This is a genomic window from Treponema sp. C6A8, from assembly GCF_000619925.1.
Lineage (GTDB): Bacteria > Spirochaetota > Spirochaetia > Treponematales > Treponemataceae > Treponema_D.
On record NZ_JHVB01000013.1, the window covers coordinates 1 to 22,987 of the forward strand.

At 42.5% G+C, this 22,987-nt stretch carries 20 protein-coding genes; 10 read left to right on the forward strand and 10 right to left on the reverse strand.

Features of this window, described 5'->3' with window-relative positions; translation table 11 throughout:
- From T530_RS14210 to T530_RS14215, 3 genes are all read right to left on the reverse strand, one after another.
- On the reverse strand, positions 1–282 hold a 282-nt coding region (locus T530_RS14210; RefSeq protein ID WP_156011632.1), incomplete at its 3' end, for a helix-turn-helix domain-containing protein.
- A 169-nt stretch (positions 283–451) separates the two neighbouring features.
- Positions 452–1,045, reverse strand: coding sequence for a TetR/AcrR family transcriptional regulator (locus tag T530_RS0110630; RefSeq protein ID WP_027728995.1), 594 nt, complete (start codon positions 1,043–1,045; stop codon positions 452–454).
- Between the two features lie 11 nt (positions 1,046–1,056).
- Positions 1,057–2,292 (reverse strand): class I SAM-dependent RNA methyltransferase, encoded by a 1,236-nt coding sequence (locus T530_RS14215; protein ID WP_051537951.1) that lies wholly within the window; start codon positions 2,290–2,292, stop codon positions 1,057–1,059.
- Positions 2,293–2,593: 301 nt separating this feature from the next.
- Between T530_RS14215 and glpK the strand changes: the two genes are divergently transcribed.
- The 7 genes from glpK (at position 2,594) to T530_RS14220 (ending at position 12,332) form a co-directional block, all read left to right on the forward strand.
- A complete protein-coding gene (glpK, locus tag T530_RS0110640; protein WP_027728996.1) occupies positions 2,594–4,084 on the forward strand; it encodes a glycerol kinase GlpK in 1,491 nt (496 codons plus the stop codon).
- A gap of 9 nt (positions 4,085–4,093) precedes the next feature.
- Positions 4,094–5,557, forward strand: a complete 1,464-nt coding sequence (locus T530_RS0110645) for an NAD(P)/FAD-dependent oxidoreductase (protein ID WP_027728997.1) — start codon at positions 4,094–4,096, stop codon at positions 5,555–5,557.
- 19 nt (positions 5,558–5,576) lie between these two features.
- Positions 5,577–6,854 (forward strand): NAD(P)/FAD-dependent oxidoreductase, encoded by a 1,278-nt coding sequence (locus tag T530_RS0110650; protein WP_197018275.1) that lies wholly within the window; start codon positions 5,577–5,579, stop codon positions 6,852–6,854.
- A complete protein-coding gene (locus T530_RS0110655; RefSeq protein WP_027728999.1) occupies positions 6,854–7,240 on the forward strand; it encodes a DUF1667 domain-containing protein in 387 nt (128 codons plus the stop codon). Before T530_RS0110650 ends, T530_RS0110655 begins: the two co-directional genes overlap by 1 nt.
- 254 nt (positions 7,241–7,494) lie before the next feature.
- Positions 7,495–8,916, forward strand: a complete 1,422-nt coding sequence (locus T530_RS0110660) for a lyase family protein (protein WP_027729000.1) — start codon at positions 7,495–7,497, stop codon at positions 8,914–8,916.
- Between the two features lie 181 nt (positions 8,917–9,097).
- Positions 9,098–10,993 (forward strand): EAL domain-containing protein, encoded by a 1,896-nt coding sequence (locus tag T530_RS0110665; RefSeq protein ID WP_027729001.1) that lies wholly within the window; start codon positions 9,098–9,100, stop codon positions 10,991–10,993.
- A gap of 1 nt (position 10,994) precedes the next feature.
- Positions 10,995–12,332 carry a diguanylate cyclase domain-containing protein gene (locus tag T530_RS14220; RefSeq protein WP_197018276.1) on the forward strand — a complete coding sequence of 446 codons (1,338 nt, stop codon included), beginning with the start codon at positions 10,995–10,997 and terminating at the stop codon, positions 12,330–12,332.
- Here T530_RS14220 and galT read toward each other — a convergent pair.
- Together galT and trxA are read right to left on the reverse strand one after the other, a co-directional pair.
- Positions 12,327–13,841, reverse strand: a complete 1,515-nt coding sequence (gene galT / locus T530_RS0110675; RefSeq protein WP_027729002.1) for a UDP-glucose--hexose-1-phosphate uridylyltransferase — start codon at positions 13,839–13,841, stop codon at positions 12,327–12,329. The two genes, T530_RS14220 and galT, sit on opposite strands and share 6 nt — an antisense overlap.
- 78 nt (positions 13,842–13,919) lie before the next feature.
- Positions 13,920–14,225, reverse strand: coding sequence for a thioredoxin (trxA, locus tag T530_RS0110680; protein WP_027729003.1), 306 nt, complete (start codon positions 14,223–14,225; stop codon positions 13,920–13,922).
- Between the two features lie 164 nt (positions 14,226–14,389).
- Between trxA and T530_RS14225 the strand changes: the two genes are divergently transcribed.
- Entirely contained in the window at positions 14,390–14,956 is a 567-nt protein-coding gene (locus T530_RS14225) for a DnaJ domain-containing protein (protein ID WP_051537953.1), read from the forward strand.
- Positions 14,957–14,963: 7 nt separating this feature from the next.
- On the opposite strand, the gene T530_RS0110690 is transcribed toward T530_RS14225, so the two are convergent.
- The 3 genes from T530_RS0110690 to infA form a co-directional block, all read right to left on the reverse strand.
- The gene (locus T530_RS0110690) at positions 14,964–16,532 is read right to left on the reverse strand and encodes a sodium:solute symporter (protein WP_027729004.1); all 1,569 of its coding nucleotides are present in this window, start codon (positions 16,530–16,532) and stop codon (positions 14,964–14,966) included.
- A 175-nt stretch (positions 16,533–16,707) separates the two neighbouring features.
- Positions 16,708–17,946, reverse strand: a complete 1,239-nt coding sequence (tyrS, locus tag T530_RS0110695; RefSeq protein ID WP_027729005.1) for a tyrosine--tRNA ligase — start codon at positions 17,944–17,946, stop codon at positions 16,708–16,710.
- A 125-nt stretch (positions 17,947–18,071) separates the two neighbouring features.
- A complete protein-coding gene (infA, locus tag T530_RS0110700) occupies positions 18,072–18,290 on the reverse strand; it encodes a translation initiation factor IF-1 (RefSeq protein ID WP_009105500.1) in 219 nt (72 codons plus the stop codon).
- A 114-nt stretch (positions 18,291–18,404) separates the two neighbouring features.
- On the opposite strand from infA, the gene T530_RS0110705 reads away from it, so the two are divergent.
- Positions 18,405–18,761, forward strand: coding sequence for a TraR/DksA family transcriptional regulator (locus T530_RS0110705; protein ID WP_009105498.1), 357 nt, complete (start codon positions 18,405–18,407; stop codon positions 18,759–18,761).
- Positions 18,762–19,003: 242 nt separating this feature from the next.
- Here T530_RS0110705 and T530_RS0110710 read toward each other — a convergent pair whose 3' ends face one another.
- Entirely contained in the window at positions 19,004–19,858 is an 855-nt protein-coding gene (locus T530_RS0110710) for a histidinol-phosphatase (protein WP_027729006.1), read from the reverse strand.
- A gap of 13 nt (positions 19,859–19,871) precedes the next feature.
- Positions 19,872–21,119 (reverse strand): response regulator, encoded by a 1,248-nt coding sequence (locus tag T530_RS0110715; protein ID WP_027729007.1) that lies wholly within the window; start codon positions 21,117–21,119, stop codon positions 19,872–19,874.
- A 101-nt stretch (positions 21,120–21,220) separates the two neighbouring features.
- On the opposite strand from T530_RS0110715, the gene groL reads away from it, so the two are divergent.
- Entirely contained in the window at positions 21,221–22,846 is a 1,626-nt protein-coding gene (gene groL, locus T530_RS0110720; RefSeq protein ID WP_027729008.1) for a chaperonin GroEL, read from the forward strand.
- The last annotated feature ends 141 nt before the right edge of the window (positions 22,847–22,987 follow it).

Sequence of the window (22,987 nt, forward strand, 5' to 3'; positions counted from 1 at the left end):
AACTGTGGAAGGGGATATGTGATATTTCATGCTAAGGGAATTTATTGAGGCTTTTTTTCTTATTTCTGCCTTAACCTTTTCCTTGAAGGCTGTTTCGTATTTCGAATGAGAACTTCTGGTTTTCAGACCTGCCTCTCCGTGATATTGGTAAAGTTTTACCCAATCCAAAATTACTGAGGAATGAATACCCATCCTTTCTGCTATTACATGTAGTTCTTCATCATGTTTTAAATACATCTGAACTACAGATAATTTGAAATTTACATCGAATTTTCTTTGCATTTTTCCTCCAAAAGTGTCCAACTTTTGGGGTTCAGTTCAAAGCGCCGACCGCCTTGGCGGTCACACCCTTATGCAAGTTTCTTTAGAAACTTGTGTTTCCGCTGCTTGAACTGAAAACTGTAGATTGTTTTGCAGGCGGAAACAGGCACACCATAATAAAAATTTCCTTTTACACTTCCCAAGATGTAATGGCTAGTTCCATGGCGTCGAGGATTTCCTTGGTGCTGTCTTCGTTGAGGACGGCGAGGCGGAAAATGGCGGCTTCGGTGAGGCCGTAGATGAGTTCGTTCATGTTTTTTACGATGAGGCGTTTGAACTCGCCGGCGCGGATTCCGCGGATGATGATAGTGCTCATGAGGTGGCGGAGTTTGATTACGCGGCGGCGGACTCGCTCGTTTGGATCCTGGCCGGATTTTTTGAGCTGAATCAGGTAGCTTAAGAGGACGCTGAAAAGCTTTTTATTTTCGGTGCAGGACTTGATGATTTCGTGCAAAATCTGAATGAGGGCCTCTTTTGCTGTAAGTCTGGTGTTTCCGGCTATGTCTAAAAGGGTTACTTCCAGGCCGGAAAGCAGCTCTTTTATGCTGCCCAAAAAGATTTCGTGTTTGTTTTTAAAATAAATGTAGAGGGTGGTGCGGGTGATTCCGCAGCGGTCGGCGATTTTCTGGAAGGTTGCGTCTTCATATCCTTCGTCAATAAATACGTCGAGAGATTTCTGAAGGATTTCATGTTTTCTTTTGTCATGTTCAACAACAATTGCCATATTTATCCTCTTTAGAATTGTTCTGCCTTATGTTTGTGAGGCACGAATTTTTCGGTTTTAGCAGGCTTCTGCGCTTTTGGTTCGGCCTGGGCGCGGTTGTAAATGTAAAAATATGTGTCCAGGTTTCCGGCCTTAAAGTTTTTGATTTTGTTTGCGTTGTGGGCAAAATCGTCCTGGAAGGTGTCGCAGGATGTGATTACGCCTAAATCCCAGCCGGGGAAATCTTTCCAGAGGCTGTCCATATTGCCGTAAAGCTCTTTTACTTCTTCAAGCTCGCCAAGGCGTTCACCGTAAGGCGGGTTACAAAGAAGAAGACCTGAATCGTATGGAGCGGAAAGGTCTGCAAAATCTGCCTGAACAAAGTCAGGGCGGATGATGTGTTTGCTTATTCCGATTGATTTGAGGGCTCGTCCTGCCATTACGCAGGCGTGTTCTGCATTCTGCTTTGAGCGTTCAATTGCACGGGCGTCGATGTCGCTTCCTGTAATGCGGACTTCTACGTCTGTGCGGATGTTTGCAGCTTCCTGAGCGCGGATTTCTTCTGCACGTTCTGCATTAAAAATAGGAAGATTTTCCAGTGCAAAACGGCGGCCAAGTCCTGGTGCCACGTTGAAGGCATACAATGTTGCTTCAATAGCGATTGTTCCCGAACCGCAGAATGGGTCGTGAAGAGGAGTCTTACGGCGCCACATCATTTCCTGAAGAAGAACGGCTGCTGTAGTTTCGCGTAATGGTGCAATGCCGCCGTCTGTGCGGTATCCGCGTTTATGAAGCGGAAGACCAGACAAATCAAGAAGAATGTAAACCTGATTGTCATCGACGTAAACGCGGATGTCTGATTCTTCACCGGTTTCGGGCAGAGTCTGCATGTGCCATACGTCACCTAATTTTGCATAGATTGCCTTGTGAACCATTCCCTGAATGCTGTTCTGAGAATTGAGTTTGCTTTTGTAAACACGAACTTTATCTACTACAATGCGGGAATCTTTTTTCAAGAAATCCTGCCAGTTTACGGCATAGGCGCCGTCATATAAATCATCAAAACCAAAGGCCTTGTATTGAGCAAGCTGGAGATAAAGTCTGTCGGCAGTGCGGAGGCAGAGGTTTGCGCGGAAGAGGGCGTCATCATCACCTTCAAAAGTAACACGGCCCGGTGCGTTTGAAATGAGTTTATAACCTAAATGTTTAATTTCGTTGCCTAAAATCTTTTCTGCACCGACTGCGCATAATGCGACTAATGTATTCATGACTTTATTTTGACAAAAAACATGGGTTTTGTCAAACTCCGTCTATCGGGGCGTTGCGGGGTGTCCCCGCAGGGTGGGTAGCGAACAACAAAGTGTGAGCGTAGGGCGGGGCTCCGCCCTCCTTTAAAAAAAGTACAAAAACTAGCATGGTCGTAATGTATACTTCCAACTTTCGAATGCAGTGAACCATGCATGCGACTTTTGCTTACGCAAAACTCGTATAGGATTTTTCTTGCAATTAGTGATAGTTATGCTATCATTAAAATATAAATACTATCGGAGAAATAGTAGAGGAAATTACATGGCAAAAAAGTATGTAATTGCGCTGGATCAGGGAACGACTTCTTCCAGAGCGATTGTTTATGACCAGAATGCTCATCCGGTTGGCTCAAAGCAGCGGGAATTTACCCAATATTATCCGCAGCCGGGTTGGGTAGAGCACGATGCCGAGGAGCTTTTTAAATGTCAGCTCAAGGTTCTGGAAAGCGTTATCATTGATAATGACATTAAATTCGATGAAATTGCGGCAATAGGAATTACAAATCAGCGTGAAACGGTTGTAATCTGGGATAAGGTTACTGGAAAACCGGTTTATAACGCTATTGTCTGGCAGTGCCGCCGTACTGCTGATATCTGCGAAAAGCTTTCTAAAGACGGTTATGATGAAATTATCAAGGAAAAAACCGGTCTTTTGATTGATGCTTATTTCAGCGGAACAAAAATCAAATGGATTCTGGATAATGTTCCCGGCGTGCGCGAGCGTGCTGAAAAGGGAGAACTTCTTGCGGGTACAATTGATACCTGGCTTATCTGGAAGCTTTCTGGTGGAAAGGCTCATGTTACTGACGTTACAAATGCCTGCCGAACCATGCTTTTCAATATTTATGAATGCGAATGGGATGAGGAACTTTTGCGTCTTTTGAACATTCCGCGCTGCATTTTGCCTCAGGTTTGCGATTCAAGCAAGATTTACTGCGAAACTGATAAGGAAGTTTGCGGAATGAGTGTTCCGATTGCTTCTGCAGTTGGTGACCAGCAGGCGGCCTTGTTTGGTCAGGGCTGCTTCAAAAAAGGCGATGCAAAAAATACTTACGGAACCGGCTGTTTTATGCTGATGAATACCGGTGACAAGCCTGTTGTCAGCAAAAATCTTCTTACTACAATTGCCCTTGGAATGAACGGCAAGGTGGAATATGCGCTTGAAGGAAGCGTTTTTATTGGCGGAGCTGTAATCAAGTGGCTTCGTGATGAACTTGAGCTTATCTCAACTGCGCCGGAAATTGACCGCCTGGCAGAAAGTGTTCCGGATTCAAACGGGGCTTACCTTGTTCCGGCCTTTGTTGGTCTGGGAACTCCTTACTGGGATATGTATGCCCGCGGAACTATTGTTGGTCTTACCCGCGGTGTAAAAAAGGCTCATATCTGTCGTGCCGCCCTTGAAGGAATTGCCTACGAAGTCCGTGATGTTCTTGATGAAATGGTAAGAGACTCGGGAACTGCCATAAATACCCTGAATGTTGACGGTGGCGCCTGCGTAAGTAACGTGATGATGCAGTTCCAGGCTGATATTCTGAATACAAAGGTTTGTCGCCCTAAGAATGTTGAAACTACAGCTCTGGGTGCCGCCTACCTGGCAGGACTTGCCGTTGGTTTCTGGAAGAGCAAGGATGAAATTTTACAGCGCCGTGAAACTGACAGGGTTTTTGAGCCGGAAATGAAAGATGAACGAAGAACTGAACTTTACGGCGGCTGGAAAAAGGCTGTAGAGCGGGCTAAAAAGTGGAGTGAATAGGAGAAATATATGACTTATGATGTTGCGATAATCGGTGCGGGAATTGTTGGTTCCTGCATTGCACGAGAACTTTCAAAATATAAACTTGCTGTGTGCATGGTAGAAAAAGCGGATGATGTTTCCTGCGGAACTTCAAAGGCAAACTCTGGAATTGTTCATGCGGGCTACGACCCGATTCCGGGAAGCCTGATGGCAAAATTAAATGTAGAAGGCACTGCCATGTACAAAAAGCTTTCGCAGGAACTTCATTTTGATTATAAAAATATAGGTTCGCTGGTGGTTGGTTTTTCTGATGCCGATATGGAACACATCAAAAAGCTTTATGATCGTGGAATTGCAAACGGTGTTCCTGGAATGAAGATTATTAATCAGGAAGAGCTTCGTAAGCTTGAGCCTAATATTTCTGAGGAAGCTGTGGGTGCCCTTCTTGCAGAATCAGCCGGCATTACAAGCCCTTATCAGGCGACCTGGGCGGTGGCAGAAAATGCTGTTCAGAACGGAGTAAAACTCTTTTTGGAAAATGAAGTTCATGAAATCGTGCCTCCTGAAACCCGAGACGGCTACTGGACAATTAAAACCGGTCAGATGGATGTTGTATGCCGCTGCGTAATCAATGTTGCAGGGCTTTTTGCAGACAAAATCAGCGAAATGGCGGGGGCACGAAAGTTTACAATCAAGCCTCGCCGCGGTGAGTACTTCCTCTTGGATAACAAATGCTCCGACCTTGCTCATCACACACTTTTCCAGTGCCCGGATGAGAAGGGTAAGGGCGTTCTTGTAACTCCTACTGCCGACGGAAACATTCTTGTTGGTCCTAGCGCAGATGATGATGAAGATAAGACAAATACTGCCACAACCCGCAGCGGACAGGAAATCATCACAGAAAAAGCTGAAAAAACGATTCCAAATATTCCAAAGAGAAATATCATCAACTCTTTCAGCGGTGTTCGTGCCATTCCTTATGATGAAAATGGAAACGTGATTAAGGACTTTATAATAGAAGAAGATGAAAAGGCAAAGCGCTTTATCAACGTTGCCGGTATCTGTTCTCCGGGACTTTCTGCCGCTCCTGCAATCGGTCTTTATGTTGCGGGGCTTGTTGAAAAGGCTCTGAATGTAAAGTTTGAAAAGAATCCTGACTTTACTGCAATCCGAAAGGGAATTGAATCTTTTAAGCACGCAAGTGACAAAAGAAAAGCTGAATTAATAGAAGAAAATCCGCTTTACGGCCGCATTATCTGCCGCTGCGAAATGATTACCGAGGCTGAAATTGTTGCCGCAATTCATTCGCCTGTTGGAGCAAGAGACCTTGACGGTGTAAAGCGCCGTACAAGAGCCGGTATGGGACGCTGTCAGAGCGGTTTCTGTTCGCCTCGCGTTACAGAAATCATCAGCCGCGAGCTTTCAATTCCGATGACATCGGTAACAAAAAACGGCGGATGTTCATACATTTTGAACAGTAAAATCAGGTAGACGGCGGGGGAAGGAAAATATGACAAATTTGAAATATGACATTGTAATAGTTGGCGGCGGCCCTGCTGGTATGGCAGCGGCAGTTGCGGCAAAAAAGGCCGGAAGTGACAGCATTCTGATTCTGGAACGCGATACAAGAATCGGCGGAATCCTGCTTCAGTGTATTCACAACGGATTTGGTCTTCATCATTTTGGTGAAGAGCTAACAGGCCCTGAATATGCAGGCCGCTTCAGCGATGAAGTTGAAAAACTCGGTATTGAATACAAGACAGACACAATGGTATTGGAAGTAAATGCCAAAAAGCAGGTAACTGCAATCAACACAAAAGACGGCCTTATGATGATTCAGGCAAAGGCTGTAATTCTTGCAATGGGCTGTCGTGAACGAACCCGCGGTGCCCTGGTCATTCCGGGAACCCGTCCTGCCGGAATCTTTACCGCCGGTTCTGCCCAGCGCTTTGTAAACATTGACGGTTATCTGCCTGGTAAAAAGGTTGTAATTCTTGGTTCGGGTGATATTGGTTTGATTATGGCACGCCGTCTTACTCTGGAAGGTGCAGAAGTAAAATTGATTTGCGAGCTTATGCCTTTTAGTGCCGGACTTCGCCGAAATATCGTTCAGTGTGTTGAAAACTTTAATATTCCGCTTAAGTTCAGCCACACAATCACAAAGATTCACGGAAAAGAGCGTGTTGAAGGCGTTTCTGTTGCCGCAGTTGATAAAAACCGCCGTCCTATTCCTGAAACAGAAGAGTTTATTGAATGTGATACCCTTCTTCTTTCGGTTGGTCTTATTCCTGAAAACGAGATTTCAAACGGCTGTGGAATCAGCATTGACTCTACAACCTCCGGTCCTGTCGTAAACGAGCATATGCAGACAAGTGTAGAAGGCATTTTTGCCTGCGGAAACACTGTTCACGTTCACGACCTTGTAGACTTTGTAACTGCAGAAAGTATTCGTGCCGGTGAGAATGCCGCCAAATACGTTCAGGGGGCAAAAGCTAAAAATCCTAAAAATGTTGTTCTTCGTCCTGGAAACCGTGTTCGCTATACAGTTCCTCAGCACATTGAATCTACAGAATCTGAAACTCCGATTTCAATAATGTTCCGTCCTACCGACGTTTACCGCAATGTTCAGATTGTTGCCTACTCGAATAACGAGCGCATCAAGGCAATGAAAAAGAAGATTGTCCGCCCGGGCGAAATGCAGGTGCTTGAACTTAATCCCGAGCAGCTGGCAAAGGTGCATGATAACTTAACTGTATCAATCGAAATCCCAGAGGAGGATATGGACTAATGAGCGAGAAAAAAACTTTCCCAATGACATGTATAATCTGCCCTATGGGCTGCACAATGGAAGTTACCACCGAAGGCGAGGGCGCAAACCGCCGCGTAGTCAGCGTAACCGACAACGGCTGTAAGCGTGGCCCTGAATACGTTGAAAAAGAACTTTTGAATCCGACACGAACTCTTACTACAACAATCACTGTTCAGAATGGTGATTTGACTGTAGTACCTGTTAAAACTGCCGGCGAAGTTCCAAAGAAAATGCTTTTGCAGTGTATGGAAGTTATCCGCCGTGCCACAGTAAAAGCACCAGTTAAAACTGGTGATGTGCTCTTACACGACATTTTAGGAACCGGTGTAAACGTGGTATCTTGCGCTAGGGTAAATAAACGCTAACAAATGTATTAATTTAACTAAATCTCGGCTCCCGGTCGTGCAGTAAGGTGCAAAACCGCGCGATATCGCGCTACATGCTGGTTGTGGTAGAGAAACTTTAAAATTGGCCGCTTTCGCGGCCGTCACAACCAGAATGTTTTTGCCCCTTACTGCACTACCTCGCGCCAATTCAATTAATATTTATAATGCATTTACCCATTACTAAATTTCTTTAGTATATTTAAAATCTTTCCCAATTCTGCTATATTTTCCACATGGAAACTCGTAACATTTTTGAAAACCTGTCTTGTATCGATCACCGATACTCTTTGTCGGAGGCTGACGCTTTTGCCGGTCTTTCTAAGTACATTTCTGAAGAGGCCAGTATTCGTTCGCACGCTCGTTGTGAAGCCGCTCTTGTAAAGGCTCACCTTAAGATGCGCGGTCAGCTTACAGATGCTGTTGCAAAAAAGCTTGATGAGGTTGCTGATAATATCGACCCTCAGGAAGTTTATGCTGAAGAAGAAAAGACAAAGCACAATATCCGCGCCCTTGTAAACGTAATGAAGACAAAGGTTGATGCAGAAATCGGCCCTCTTATTCACTTGGGTGCAACTTCGGTTGATATTCTTGATACCGGTTTGAGCTGCCGCATGCGTGATGTTACTAAAAATGTTGTACTTCCAGAACTCAAAAAACTTGAAAACTATCTCTGCGACATTGCAGAACGTGAATGTGCTACTCCTCAGGTAGGCCGTACTCACGGTCAGCACGCAGTTCCTATTACTTTCGGATGGTCAATTGCTGAATTTGTTGCCCGCCTTGGAAAATCAATTCTCCGCATTGAAGAGCTTTCTAATCAGCTGGTTGGTAAGCTTGCCGGCCCGGTTGGTTCTTATAACGGCCCTTCCATGATTGTAAAAGATCCTGAAGAGCTTGAACGCACTTACACTGAATTTCTTGGTCTCCAGCCTTCTGAATATTCTAACCAGCTTGTTGAGCCTGAGCACGTTCTCCGCCTTCTTCTTGAGATGAACGTAGCATTCGGTATCATCGCTAACCTTGCAGATGACCTCCGTAACCTTCAGCGTTCAGAAATCGGTGAAGTATTTGAATATTTTGCCAGCACCCAGGTTGGTTCTTCTACAATGCCACAGAAGCGTAACCCATGGAACAGCGAGCACGTAAAATCCCTCTGGAAGGCAATGTGTCCCCGCGTAATTACTTTCTACATGGATCAGATTTCTGAGCATCAGCGTGACCTTACAAATTCTGCTTCCCAGCGCTTTATTGCTGACTATGTAAGCGGATTTACAATGGCAGTTGCCCGCATGAATTCTGTTGTTAAAGGGCTTCAGGCTGATAAAGAAGGCATGGCACGCAATCTTCAGAATGCCGGCGGAAAGGTTAAGGGCGGCGTTCTTGCAGAACCAGCTTACATTCTTCTTGGCGAGGCCGGTTACAATGACGGTCACGAGGTTATCCGTAAGATTACTCTTGAAGCCGAGCAGACAGGAAAAACCTTCTTCGAAGTTCTCAAAACTCACGAAAAAGAATTTGCCGACATCACAGCCCAGCTCGAAAAACTCGGAGTAGAAAATCCTGCTCAGTTCTTTGAGCAGCCGTCAAATTACTGTGGTTTAGCAGCGGTTAAGAGTAAACGTTTAGCTCTCAAATATAGAGAACTAATGAAATAAAAAGGAGGGGGAAGTCTCCCCCTGCGCCGGCACTTCGTTGCCGGCTACCCTCTCTAGCGGGGGTCGCTTCGCTTAGCCCCCCCGCAACGCCCCCCCCCGTTTATAAATAAAATTTGCTAATTACAAAAAATCAGTCCATAATTATAACTACGTTTTATTTTGTAAAGTTATGGAGACTAAAATGTGGAATTATACCTTTGTAGTTCCGAATATCAGCTTACTCATTACCTTTCTGATTTTTTATTTTCTGCAGCCGCATATTCCTATCAGTAAAAACAGAGCCTTTTTGCGTATCCTGACAATAGAAATTTTTATAATCTTATTAGATATAATTGCTTCACGAGCACTTGAAGAGTACAATTCCTATCCTTTATTTTTTCATCTTATATTTAATGTACTTTTTTTTGCTGCTTTTTTTACGCGTTCTGCATTTTTTTTCCATTTTAATTATGTTCTGGTCACTCCTAAGCCGGAACGTACGATAAAAAATCTTCTTCTGACTTATTCTGTTTTCATAATCTGTATTCTGGTAGCTCTTGCCAATTTTTTTACACCGACCCTTTTTATTCTGGATGATTCTGGTTATCATCGATTTAAATTTTACAATATTCTTTATATCTGTTCCTTCTTTTATGTTGGAGTTTCCCTTCTGGTTCTGATAATAAATAGAAGAAAATTACGAAAAAATTTATTTATCAGTGCCATTACTTTTAATACGATTTTATTTGCAGGTTATACAATCCGTCTTATGTTCCCGCATTATCTGATAATGGATTTTTTCTGCATGCTTGCAATTATCATTATGTATCTTTCTTTTGAAGATTCAGCAGTTTATATTGAAAGCAGAACTCAGGCATTTCGTCTTGAAGCCTTGTCTCTGCTTATTGAAGAACTGTTAGGCAGGCAGCCTTTCATTCTGGGTATTCAAATTCATAATTATAATGATATGAGGGAAATTTACACCGGCCCAAGAATCGATGATGCTTTAGGTTTGATTGCCAGTTTTCTGAAAAAAACATACCCCGGACTTTCCTGTTTTTATATAAACAGCGGAAGATTTGTAATGATTGGCGATACATCGGAATATGATTTTGAAATTGAAAAAGAACATATTCGCGAGCGATTCAAAAAACCGTGGAAAAATCCAGGGATAGATATGGAAGTTTACCTGGATGTTCATTTTATGGAAGTTTGTCAGCATCTGAATGTTGACAACGCAGAAAATCTTCTGCAGGGAATTCTTTCTGCCTTTAATAATATAAGTGAACTTTCAGATGCCGACATGGTTATTTCGGAAGAAACTCTTGATAATATCAAAAAGGTAACTGATGTTAAACGTATTGTTCAGAAGGCTGTTGAAAATAAGAATGTAGAAATGTTCCTTCAGCCAATTGTTTCTGCAAAAAATCATAAACTTGTTGGTGCTGAAGCGCTTGCTAGAATCCGCGATAGTTATGGAAATATTATTTCTCCCGGCATATTTATTCCTATTGCAGAAAAAACCGGACTTATTAACCGGCTTGGTGAACAGATGCTGGAAAAAACCTGTAATTTTATGAATACACATAAAATTGAAGAACTTGGTCTTTCCTGGATAAATGTAAATCTTTCTCCCCTGCAGTTTTTAAAGCGTGATTTATCAAAGCGCTTTACTTCAATTATTGAAAAATATCAGGTTGATCCTGAAAAAATCCATCTTGAAATTACGGAAGAAGCAATGATAGATTATGCTCTTCTTAAAAAACAGGTTTTTGACATAAAAAATGCCGGTTTTGAATTTGTCCTTGATGATTTTGGGGCGGGCTATTCCAATGTAACCCGTCTGAATAAATATCCTTTTGTGAATATAAAATTTGATATGCAGGTTGTCTGGGAATATTTTAATACAAAGGAAGAAATTCTCCCTGCCCTTGTTCAGGCTTTTAAGCACTCAGGCTTTACCGTAACTGCTGAAGGTATAGAAAGTAAGGCAATGGCCAAGGGTATGGAAGAACTTGGCTGTGATTATCTGCAGGGCTTCTATTTTTCCCAGCCGCTGCCGGTAGATGAATTTATTAAAAAGTACGGAAAAAAGTAAAATGGAAAAAAAACAGGAAGGATTCAGTCAGCTTGCCATTACTCTGTTAAACCATTACGACGGAGCTTATTATGTAGATATTAACACAGGACATTATACAGCTCTTGTTCCTTATAAGGCCTTTAAAAAACTGGGAGTGCCCTTTACCGGCGATGATTTTTATTCAGATTCCGTAAAATTTTTAAGTAAATGTGTTCATCCCAATGATCTGGAAAGCATAAAAAAAATCAGCGATAAAAATACAATAATACAAGCCCTTGCTAAAAGCGATGTATATTCACATATTTTCAGAATGATAATCGATGAAAAAATCGTTCATATGAAGCGTTCTCTCCTTTTATGTCCCGACACTGCTCATGCAATCTGCTGCCTTGAAAATATTGAGGATGATTTTGCAAAAAAAGAAGAGCAGAAAAAAAATCTTGAATCGGCTGAGCGTATGGCAAGATTTGATGAACTGACAGGTGTTCGTAACAAAAATGCCTTTAAGGAATATTCAGAATCAATAGATGATAAAATCAAAAGCGGAGAAAAGAATTTTTCATTCGGTCTTATTTTGTGCGATATGAATGACCTTAAACTGATGAATGATACCCGGGGTCACAATTTCGGGGATGAAGCCATTCAAAGGGCAAGCCGCATTATCTGTAATATCTTTACCCACAGCCCGGTTTTCAGAATCGGTGGTGATGAATTTGTTGTAATTTTATCCGGGGAAGATTATAAAAACCGGAAAAAGCTTCTTGAAAAGCTTATGAATGAAAGCCTCGAAAATAAGAAAGCACGGTCGGGTCCTGTAATTGCTGCTGGAATGTCTGTTTACAAGCCGGACTCGGATAAGTCTTTTTCCAGGGTTTTTAACCGGGCTGACAAGCTGATGTATAAAAATAAAAAGGAACTGAAATCAATTTTTATTAACAGGCTTTCAAAAGATACTGATAAAATTGATGTTCCCATTACTGATGAACGTAAACGCCAGCTTGATGCAATCTTCGGTGCTTTATGTACGGTCAGTGACGGCGGTTATGTTTATCTTAATGATTTGCGCTATGATTTTTCACGCTGGTCTTTTTCGCTGGTAACTGATTTTAGTATGCCTTCTGAATACATGTATCAGGCGGATAAGCTTTGGGAAGAAAACATTCACCCTGATGATTTTAAAGTTTACCGGGAAGCGATAGATATGGTTTTGTATAATTCAGATGCCCATTTACTGCCACTTAAGTACAGAGCCCGCAAGGCAGACGGCACTTATGTCCTGCTGACTACCAGGGGCTTTGTCTTAAGCGATAAGGATGGAGATCCCGAATATTTTGGCGGGATTATTGTTCCTTTATAATACTGCTATGAATCTGTCAAAGGCAGCCTTGCCTTTTTCATCACGCTTATAAACGCCGGCGTCTTCAAGAACCTTGCTGAATACAATTCCGGTTTCCTTGCGGAGAATTTCCTCTGCGTTTGCGCTGTTGAAGTCAGGGTAGCGCTTAAGAATATCTTCTGCCCAGTCTGCGTGCTTTGAAAGCTCTTCATTTTTGCGAAGGTCTTCTTTATTGCACATTGCTTTGGCAAGGTCTGCAAGTTCCTTTTTAAGGCGGCTTGGTAAAACTGCAAGTCCCATTACCTCAATCAAACCGATGTTTTCCTTTTTGATGTGGTGAAGGTTTGCATGAGGGTGGTAGACTCCCATCGGATGCTCTTCTGTTGTTATGTTGTTGCGCAGTACAAGGTCGAGTTCAAAAAGCTTTCCGCGGCGGCGGGCAATCGGTGTGATTGTGTTGTGCTGTTCGCCGTCACTTTCTGCAAAGATGAAAGCTTCTTTATCTGTGTAGGCTCTCCATTTGTCCAGAATGTAAGTTGCACAGTCTACAAGGTCATCTGCCTTTTTTGCAGTGATACGGATAACGCTCATAGGCCACTTTACGATTCCGGCCTTTACCTTAGGGAATTTTTTAAGCTTGAATTCTTTTTCTACAGGGGCTTTTGCCATCGGGAATTCATAGCGGCCGCCCTGGAAGTGGTTATGGGTAAGAATAGAACCGCCTACGATTGGAATATCTGCGTTGCTTCCCAAAATGTAGTGAGGGAAGAGAGTTACAAAGTCCAAAAGGCGAGCAAAGGTTGCGCGTTCAATCTTCATCGGGATGTGGCGGGAATCAAAAACGATACAATGCTCGTTGTAGTAAACATAAGGTGAATACTGAAGATTCCAGCTTTCGCCGTTGAGAGTAAGAGGAATAATGCGGTGATTCTGGCGGGCAGCGTGATTAAGGCGGCCTGCATAACCTTCGTTTTCCTTGCAGAGTAAGCATGCCGGGTAACCTGACTGCTTTGCGTTGCGGGCTGCTGCAATAGCCTTAGGATCTTTTTCCGGTTTTGAAAGGTTGATTGTAATATCAATGTCGCCGTACTCAGTTTCGGTCTTCCATTTCAAATCCTTGCAGACGCGGTAACGGCGGATATAGTCTGTGTCGCCTGAGAATTTGTAATACCAGTCAGTTGCGGCTTCAGGAGATTTTTCTTCATAAATTGTGTTGAAAATATCAATTACATCAGAAGGTGGAGGAACAAGCTGTCCCATAATCTTTGTATCAAAAAGATCGCGGGTAACAATTCCCTGGTCATCAAAAATCTTATTTTCGCCGGCCCAGTCCAGCATTTCTTTAAGGATTTCTTCGAGTTCTTCTGTTTTAACTTGAGGAAGTGCAGCTGCTTCTTCTTCATTTTCAAAGCCGTCAAGCTGGAAAAGCTCAAGCAGGCGGTTTTTTGTGTAGATTACATCTTCTTTTGTGATAAGTGAATTAAGAAGTGCATAAGAAGTAAGTCGATTAATATTTTCGTAAATAGTCATAGAAGGTGGCTCCTGAAAATAAAATGGTGATAGTTTTACTATCACCATTTTACCACATCAAAAAAATTATAAAAGTACTTAAATGAGATTTAACAGGTTTTCTTTTGATTGAAAGCCTACTGTTGATTTTGTAAGGTTTCCGTCTTTGAAAACTGCTACAAAAGGAATGCTCATAACTCCAAACTGCTGAGCAAGTTCATCTTCATCATCTACATTTACTTTGCATACCTTAATTTCCGGATGTTCTTCTGCAATTTCTGCAACAACAGGGCCAAGCATTTTACACGGACCGCACCATGGAGCCCAAAAATCTACCAAAACCGGTTTGTCCGATTCCAAAACTTCCTTTTGGAAAGTTGCCGCTGTTACGTTAATTTCTGCCATAGTTTTACCTCGCTTATGGGGAATCAGCGTCTTTGATTCGCTGTTATTATAAATATAAATTCGAAATGCCAAAAAGTCAAAGAAAAAATGTTGTATGCAACATAAAATTATGTTAAATGATTTTATTGTTGCAACTTTTCCATTTCTTGTTTATTTTACTATATATGACTGATTACTACGAAGTGCTTGGCGTTTCTAAAAATGCCACCGCCGACGAAATTAAAAAAGCTTACCGTACTCTTGCCTTTAAATATCACCCGGATAGAAATGCGGGTAATGCTGAAGCAGAGGAAAAGTTTAAGCAGATTTCCGCCGCCTACGATGTTTTAGGTGACGAAGCAAAGCGCCGCAATTATGATTTAGGTGCATCTTCTGATTACTCATATTCTTCTCAAGGCTCAGGCTACGGTCAGCAGCAGTATCAGAATGATCCTTTCTATCAGTGGTTTAATCAGTCAGCGAACGGCAGCTCATACGGTAATTACAATAATTATAACGGCTGGAATTATACTTACACCCGCCGCCCTCGCCAGAGAAGACGTTACAGCCGCAGTGATTTATGGAAGATGCTTTTTTCAAAGGCAGCACAGATTTTTATAGGACTTTATTTCTTTCGCTTTGCAATTTATCTTATTCCTTTCGGATTTATTATATGGCTTAGCGTGATGAGTAACGGAATCAGCGGCGTGTTTACCGCTGTCCGTGGATTAGTCAGAAGTTACAATAAATAAGTCTCTTTTACTTATCTTCTTCGTCGTCTGTAAGAATTTCTTTTACAGGAACCATAACTGTCTGGTTATAGCAGTCAAACATCTTTTCAACGTCTGCCGGAACTGATTTTCTTGTAAGAAGGCTTACGCAAGGCACAAGCACAAGTGAAGCCAGCATAGAGAAAACGCCTGAGTAAAGGGAGTTCTTGAAAATCAAAGTAAGTACCGGGCCTCCAACTACTATTATCTTCATTGAAATAAGCAGCTGAATTATCATCATTACTGAACCAAAGATAAAGGAAAGGGCAACTGCCGGTTTTGTAACCTTTTTCCAGTAAAGTCCATAGAAGAAAGGTGCCAGGAAGGAACCAGAAAGAGCACCCCAGGAAATACCCATCAGCTGGGCGATGAAAGTAACACGTGATTTTGCCTGAACGATTGCGATAACAGCAGAAATCAAAATGAAAACTGCAACAAAGAAGCGCAGAACGATGAGGTTACTTTTTTCTGATGCTTTTTCCTTTTTAAAGGAATTGATAAAGTCCAGAGTCAGTGTCGAGCTTGAAGTAAGAACCAGGGAAGAAAGTGTTGACATTGAAGCCGAAAGAACGAGAATAAGAACGATTGCAATCAGAAGGTCACCTAAACCCGAAAGCATTGTCGGGATGATGCTGTCAAAGCCCTGAGCCTTTACGAGGTCGCCAGTTGTAAAGAGGCGTCCAAAACCGCCCAGGAAGTAACAGCCGCCTGCAACGATTGTTGCAAAGAAGGTTGAAATGACAGTTCCGATTTTAATAGAACGCTCGTTTTTGATTGCATAGAACTTTCCCACCATCTGTGGAAGTCCCCAGGTTCCCAGCGAAGTAAGAAGAACTACAACCAGCAGGTAAAATGGATCCGGGCCAAAGAAGGAAGTATAGGCCCCCTTCATAACCGGCGATTCAATTTCGCTCATAAGGGCAAGCGACTGCATGAAGCCGCCGTTTTTAGCAAGAACGGAGCCTACAACAGCTGTAATTCCCACCAGCATGATAATGCCCTGAATAAAATCATTGATTGCAGTTGCCATGTAGCCGCCGATGATAACGTAAAGGGCTGTAAGGACTGCCATTCCGATTACGCAGACTGAATAATCAACGTTGAAGGCCATGCGGAAAAGGCGGGAAAGTCCGTTGAAAAGTGAAGCGGTGTAAGGAATCAAAAAGAGGAAGGTGATGGCAGAAGCGGCAATCTTAAGTTTTTTTGATTCAAAACGCTGTCCGAAAAAGTCAGGCATTGTCTTTGAATTAAGATGCTGGGTCATAATTCTGGTACGGCGGCCAAGAATTGCCCATGGCATTAAAGAACCGATGAAGGTGTTTCCCAGTCCTATCCAGGTGGAAGCAACACCAAAGTTCCACCCGAATTGACCGGCATATCCAACAAAAATTACGGCAGAAAAATAAGAAGTTCCGTAAGCAAAGGCTGTGAGCCAGGGACCGACAGAACGTCCACCAAGAACATAACCGTTTACATTTTTACTGGAATTGCGGCATTTGATGCCGACTTGAATAAAAATGACAAAAAAGGCGAGTAAGAGAAAAACTTTTATTAACATAATATAAAATTATTATGCATAGAAACAAAAAACACAAGGAAAATTGCAGTTAACAAAAAAAACTGCGGGTCCCAGCGACGGCGAAAATCAGGGTACCACCCCCTCACGGGTTCCCCCCTAATTTTTGCCTGCGTCCCACAGTTTTTTTTGTGTGATGCATTTTCAATGCTTATAGCTATTTGCTAATATTTCCAATAAAATACTTCTTCTTGCCGCGGCGGAAAATCAGAATCTCGCCTTCAATTGCCATGTCTTTTGTGATGACTTTTGTCGGGTCGTTGATTACTTCGCCGTTTACGCTGATTGCGTTGCCGCTGATGAACTCGCGGGCTTCGCGTTTTGAAGATGCAATCTTGTTGTTTACAAGTACATCAACAAGAGGAAGCTCCTCTGCAAAGTCAAAAGAAGGAACGCTCTTCATGCCGGATTTAATGTCTTTTACAGAAAGACCTTTGAAGTCGCCTGCAAAAAGCTTCTGGCTTACGTTTACAGCGTTATCAGCTTCTGCCTGACCGTGAATGTCTTTTACAACTTCCCAGGCTAGGGTCTTCTGTGCAATGCGGGTTTCCGGTGCTGCCTGCTGCTGTTTATAAATTTCTTCAATCTGTTCTTTTGAAAGGAATGTGAATACCTTAAGATATTCCAGAACCTTAGAGTCATCAGAGTTGATAAGGTACTGGTAGATTTCGTATGGAGAAGTCTTGTCCTTATCAAGCCAGAGGGCGTTACCTTCAGATTTACCGAATTTCTTTCCGCTTGGGTCAAGAATGAGAGGCATTGTGAAGGCATAAGCAGTCTTATCAAGATTTTTGCGGATTAAATCAACGCCTGTTGTGATGTTACCCCACTGGTCAGAACCTGCAACCTGCATAATGCAGTTCTTTTCCTGGTAGAGGTGCATAAAGTCATAGCCCTGAAGCAGCATGTAAGAGAACTCTGCAAAGGTAATTCCTGTTTCCAGACGGCGGCGGATAATATCCTTATCCAGCATGTAGTTTACGTTTATGTACTTACCAATGTCGCGAAGGAAGTTCAGGAAAGTGTAATCCTTCATCCAGTCATAGTTATCAACAAGTTCTGCTGTTGGAACAAGAGTTTTAATCTGATTACGTATTCCGTTGATGTTTGCGTTTACTCTTTCTTCGCTGATGATTTCGCGTTCAGCTGTAGGGCGTGGGTCACCGATTCGGCCAGTAGCGCCACCGCACAAAAGCACCGGATGATGACCGGCATTTGCAAGGCGCTTTGCCATACAAAGAGAAGAGTAGTGACCAAGGTGAAGGGAATCGGCTGTAGGGTCAGTTCCCCAGTAAAAAGAAAATGGGGCTCCGTCCAGAACCTTCTGTAAATCTGCTTCTTCGCCTGCAACGTCTTTAATAAGTCCGCGCCATTTTAAGTCTTCAAAAAGTGTCATAGTGGTTGTATCCTCTTGAGGGACAACCGCTAAACGGACTTGTCAAGGCTTTAAGCGTAGCGTGCCTTGACGAGGACGTATGATGTAGGGAAATCCCTTCGGTAATGTTGATTTTTAATTTAAGATTATCTTTCGCGGAAGATGATTCTTCCCTTGTTCAAATCGTAAGGAGAGAGGGCAACTTTTACGCTGTCACCCGGAACAATGCGGATATAGTGCTTTCTCATTTTGCCCGAAAGGTGAGCCAGAATAATGTGACCGTTCTGTAATTCAACACGGAAAGTAGTGTTTGGAAGTGCCTCTTTTACAATTCCTTCAACTTCAATAGCTTCTTCTTTTGCCATGATTAACCTTTAATAAAATAGATTGAAAAAAAAGTTGTCTTTTCAACTTTTTGCGATTATATTAGTATATACGAATCTAAAAATATTGACAACATCAGTAAAAGTGAGGGGATTATGACTCAAGAATTCATTAAAGAAATGGAAGCTTTGCTCCACGAGCAGAAAAAAACTATATTGGAATCTTTGGCAAGCCAGAGTGATGAAATGCGTGACCTTGTAAAGTCAGTTGAAAGCGGTGATGAAGCCGACGTTGCGGCAGATGCAATCGACCGAACATTGCTTACTTCTCTTGGTTCACAGGATGCAAACCGCCTTAAGCTCATTCAGAACACATTCGAACGAATCTCTCAGGGAAAATACGGTTACTGCGTAGCCTGCGGTAAAGAAATCCCGGAAGAAAGACTCCGCGCCCTTCCATATGCCCTTATGTGCATTAACTGCGCAAGTGCGGAAGAAAGACGCAATAGATAGCGATAATCGAAAATCCGTTAAAAATCGAGCTGCGACAGCGGGTCGATTTAGGATTATCGATAAAATGCTTCGTCGCGAGACTAGCGAGCGACGCATGGTCAGGTTATAGGGGTGGGGGATGGCTCCCCCTCGCTGCAAACATCCGCAGCTTGGCTGCTCCCGTTTTCCGCTACCCCCTCTGCGGGCTCAAACGCCGCCCGCAACGCCTGCTTTCCTAGCACCTAAAACCTAGACCCTAAAACCTACAATCTGACTACAATCCCACCCGGATAATTCAGTTCCTTATAACTTGCTTTTTTTGCCGCTTCAGCCGCCCTGTCAAATGCCGCATCCAGATTTTTAGCATCGTGTGCGTCAGAGTTTATGCAAACCGGCACCCCGCGTTCATACAAAAGATTCAAAAAATATGAAGAAGGATAAACGTCATCCATATTGCCGCGGGCGATGGCGCCTGTATTTATTTCAGCAATTACTCCCGCGCGGGCAATGGCATCGGCAGTAAGTTTAACTTCTTCCTTATAGTAACTTTCCTTTTCGTCCATGTAATGAAGCACTGTGTTTCTCATTCGGATTAAATCTGCGTGGCCTATAATGTCAAAGTTTCCTTTTTCAAGCATGAGGCGTTCCGCTTCAAAGTAGTCGTGAACATAGGCCCGTGAATCGATTGACTTCCAGTCGCCGCCTTTGGTGTAAAACCTTGTAAGCTCCGCGCGGACATTGTCCGCGCTATCATCTACAGAAAAATTTCCATCTTCCTTTACGATATAGTGCACCGAACCAATCAGAAAATCAGGCTGGAATTTTTTGTAATCAGCATTTTTGTCAGGGCAGGTAAAGGCAGGAAGATAATCTGCTTCAAAACCCAGTTTTATATCAATTTTTTCCTTATAAAGGTCTTTCAATCGGCGGATTTCTTCGCAGTAGGCCTCAACGTTTTTTACCGGAATGTGCCAGCTGCTTGCAAAAGGGTACATGCAGTGGCTTGAAAATCCCAGGAGGTTAAAACCTTTTTCAATTGCAGATAAAACCATTTCTTCTGCAGTGCTGTGACCATCGCAGAAATTTGTGTGAGTGTGAAAATTAGCTTTTTTTATCATTTTAAGTATCCTGTTACTGATCTAAGAGGGAAAGAACTTTTTGAACCAGAACCTGAGGTTTTTGCGGTTTTAAAAGGAAGCCTTTTGCGCCCGAAGTAAGGATTTTTACTATAAAATCACGCTGAACGCCCTGAGAGTAAACAATTACCGGTGGCGAAAGCGGCTCAGTATTTAATGCCCTTATAAGATTCAAGCCCGTCTGGTCTTTTAAAAGAACGTCCAGAATTATGGCATTAAAGTTTTCTTCGTGATACTTCTGTAAAAATTCCTGACCGGAAGTATAACCAACGCATTCTGCACCGATTGCATTAAAAATGTTTATGATTTCTTCCTGAGAACTCTGATTATCATCAATTACGGCAACTTTCAGGACTGTTCCTGTATTTTTGTGCTGCGAGTTATAAACTGATGTGTCAGAAGAAAAGCGGGTATCAACTGAAGTAGAATCGCTTCCAAGATTTTCTGACTGACTTAGGATTTTGTCGGTAATTAAATCTGAAACGTTTGAACTGCCCTGAGTTCCCAGCAGTGACGTCAAAATACGCGGCAGGGTAGTGGACATTTCAATTTCGTTGTAATCTGCGTGTCCGCTCAAAAAATCGCACATATACTGGCTTAAAGAAAGTACTTTTACATACTTCTGCTGAACTTTCGGGCAGGTAAGAATGCTGTCCAGAAGGAATTCAAGGTTGAAGCCATCAGCAAAAGTAAGGTTAAGGTTTGTAAGCATTATAACGACTTTCGGAACGTCGATGTTTTCACGGTTAATCATTTCAATCAGGCGGTGACGCATGAGCATGATTTTTTCGTGATTTAAGCCCATGGCAAGTTCAATGAAAATCACTTCTCCGTTTCTGTGAATGTCCAGCACGCAGGGAGAATCATCCATATAAAGAGGTGTTTTCAGAACTTTACCGATTGATTCAAGAAGCAGATCGAACTGAACGGGTTTTTCAAAATATTTGATAACTCCGTATTTTGCCATGCCTGCAATGTGATTTTTATCCTGATGAGGACCTGTTACAATAGTAGGAATTGTAATTGTATTTGGTTCGGAAAGTTTCTGTTCAAAAAATTCGTTTTCGCCCGAATTAATCTTTTCTATATCATAAATGATGAGGTTTGGAAGATTTGTAATCATCTTGGCAAAGCTGTCGCGGCGTTCCTGTGTAAGCACAACTTCAATCTGTTCTTCTGAAAGTTTTTGCTTTAAATACTCGCGAAACAGGGGATTCTCATCTATGATAAGGACTTTCTTCATATAGATAATTTTATCATAAAAAAACTTGCCGATAAAGAAGATTTTTTATATCTTTATTGATAACAATTAAATTTCAAATCATTTAAAGAGGTAAATAGAAAATGGCTAAACAGTTATTGTTTAATGAAGATGCACGCAAAAAGCTGCTTTCGGGCGTAGAACAGATTTCTAAGGCTGTAAAAACAACACTTGGTCCTTGCGGACGTATGGTTATGATGGACAAAAAATACGGTTCGCCAGTAATCACAAAGGACGGTGTTTCAGTAGCAAAGGAAATCGAACTTGCTGATCCATTTGAAAACATGGGTGCTCAGTTTGTTCGCGAAGTTGCTTCAAAAACAAATGATGATGCCGGTGATGGTACTACAACTGCAACAGTTCTTTCTTACGCTTTGGTACGTGAAGGTGTAAAATCAGTTGCTGCCGGTATGACTCCAATTGAAATTAAACGCGGTATCGATAAGGCTGTAAAAATTGCCGTTGATGAAATTAAAAAGAACGCAAAACCTGTAAAGGGCGCTGATGATATTACAAACATCGCTACAATTTCTGCTAACAACGACCCAGAAATTGGTAAGATGCTTGCTGACGCTATCGAAAAGGTAGGAAAAGACGGTGTTATCACTGTAGAAGAGTCAAAGAACATGGATATGACTGTTGATACTGTTGAAGGTATGCAGTTTGACCGCGGTTACATTTCTTCTTACTTTGTAACAGACCGCGAGCGCATGGAAGCTTCTTTCAGCGATGCAGCTGTTTTGATTTACGACAAAAAGATTTCTGCAATGAAAGACCTTCTTCCAATCTTGGAAAAAGTTGCTAACGCAGGAAAAGCTCTCGTAATCATCTGTGAAGATGTTGACGGAGAAGCTCTTACAACTCTGGTATTGAACAACATTCGCGGAACAATCAAGTGCTGTGCTGTTAAGGCTCCAGGATTTGGTGATCGCCGTAAGGATATGCTGCAGGATATCGCAATTTTGACTGGTGGTACTGTAGTTTCTGAAGAAGTTGGTCTTAAGCTTGAATCTTGTGGTGAAGAAGTTCTTGGTCAGGCTAAATCAATCAAGATTGACAAAGACAACACTACAATCGTTGGCGGTGCCGGAAATCCTAAGGCAATCAAAGACCGTGTTGCAGAAATCAAAACTGCTATCGAAAAATCTACTTCAAGCTACGACAAAGAACAGCTTCAGAAACGTCTTGCAAAACTTGCAGGTGGCGTAGCTGTAATCAACGTTGGTGCTAACACAGAAACTGAAATGAAGGAAATGAAGTTCCGCGTAGAAGATACAATCGCTGCTACTCGTGCTGCTTTGGAAGAAGGTATTGTTCCAGGTGGTGGACTTGCTTTGATTGAAGCTTCTAAGGCTTTGGAAACAATCCCTGCTGATTTGACAGAAGACGAAAAAGTTGGATTTAAGATTGTTCGCCGCGCATTGGAAGAACCAATCCGCCAGATTGCAGAAAACGCAGGTCTTGACGGTGCAGTAATCGCTGAACGCGCTAAGAACGAAAAGAAAGGTGTTGGTTTCAATGCCCGCACAAACGAGTGGGTAAACATGCTCGAAGCCGGAATCATCGACCCAGCTAAGGTTACATGCTCAGCTTTGAAGAATGCCGCTTCAGTTGCAGGAACTCTCCTCACAACAGAATGTGCAATTACAGACATCCCTGAGCCAAAAGCCCCTGCTGCCCCAGCTGCAGATCCTAGCATGATGTACTAGTGCAAACTTGCGCCAGCAAGTTTGAGTTGCGGCATGGATAACTGACGATTTTAATATCAGTTGCTAAGCCGCAACAAATATGGGTGGAATGTATTAATAAGCTAACAGCTTAATAATAGCCACAGATGAACACAGATAGAC

Excerpts from the sequence above, each read along its gene's own strand:
- T530_RS0110630 (WP_027728995.1), bottom strand. The coding sequence starts at position 1,045 with ATGGCAATTGTTGTTGAACATGACAAAAGAAAACATGAAATCCTTCAG.
- T530_RS14215 (WP_051537951.1), bottom strand. The coding sequence starts at position 2,292 with ATGAATACATTAGTCGCATTATGCGCAGTCGGTGCAGAAAAGATTTTA.
- glpK (WP_027728996.1), top strand. The coding sequence starts at position 2,594 with ATGGCAAAAAAGTATGTAATTGCGCTGGATCAGGGAACGACTTCTTCC.
- T530_RS0110645 (WP_027728997.1), top strand. The coding sequence starts at position 4,094 with ATGACTTATGATGTTGCGATAATCGGTGCGGGAATTGTTGGTTCCTGC.
- T530_RS0110650 (WP_197018275.1), top strand. The coding sequence starts at position 5,577 with ATGACAAATTTGAAATATGACATTGTAATAGTTGGCGGCGGCCCTGCT.
- T530_RS0110655 (WP_027728999.1), top strand. The coding sequence starts at position 6,854 with ATGAGCGAGAAAAAAACTTTCCCAATGACATGTATAATCTGCCCTATG.
- T530_RS0110660 (WP_027729000.1), top strand. The coding sequence starts at position 7,495 with ATGGAAACTCGTAACATTTTTGAAAACCTGTCTTGTATCGATCACCGA.
- T530_RS0110665 (WP_027729001.1), top strand. The coding sequence starts at position 9,098 with ATGTGGAATTATACCTTTGTAGTTCCGAATATCAGCTTACTCATTACC.
- T530_RS14220 (WP_197018276.1), top strand. The coding sequence starts at position 10,995 with ATGGAAAAAAAACAGGAAGGATTCAGTCAGCTTGCCATTACTCTGTTA.
- galT (WP_027729002.1), bottom strand. The coding sequence starts at position 13,841 with ATGACTATTTACGAAAATATTAATCGACTTACTTCTTATGCACTTCTT.
- trxA (WP_027729003.1), bottom strand. The coding sequence starts at position 14,225 with ATGGCAGAAATTAACGTAACAGCGGCAACTTTCCAAAAGGAAGTTTTG.
- T530_RS14225 (WP_051537953.1), top strand. The coding sequence starts at position 14,390 with ATGACTGATTACTACGAAGTGCTTGGCGTTTCTAAAAATGCCACCGCC.
- T530_RS0110690 (WP_027729004.1), bottom strand. The coding sequence starts at position 16,532 with ATGTTAATAAAAGTTTTTCTCTTACTCGCCTTTTTTGTCATTTTTATT.
- tyrS (WP_027729005.1), bottom strand. The coding sequence starts at position 17,946 with ATGACACTTTTTGAAGACTTAAAATGGCGCGGACTTATTAAAGACGTT.
- infA (WP_009105500.1), bottom strand. The coding sequence starts at position 18,290 with ATGGCAAAAGAAGAAGCTATTGAAGTTGAAGGAATTGTAAAAGAGGCA.
- T530_RS0110705 (WP_009105498.1), top strand. The coding sequence starts at position 18,405 with ATGACTCAAGAATTCATTAAAGAAATGGAAGCTTTGCTCCACGAGCAG.
- T530_RS0110710 (WP_027729006.1), bottom strand. The coding sequence starts at position 19,858 with ATGATAAAAAAAGCTAATTTTCACACTCACACAAATTTCTGCGATGGT.
- T530_RS0110715 (WP_027729007.1), bottom strand. The coding sequence starts at position 21,119 with ATGAAGAAAGTCCTTATCATAGATGAGAATCCCCTGTTTCGCGAGTAT.
- groL (WP_027729008.1), top strand. The coding sequence starts at position 21,221 with ATGGCTAAACAGTTATTGTTTAATGAAGATGCACGCAAAAAGCTGCTT.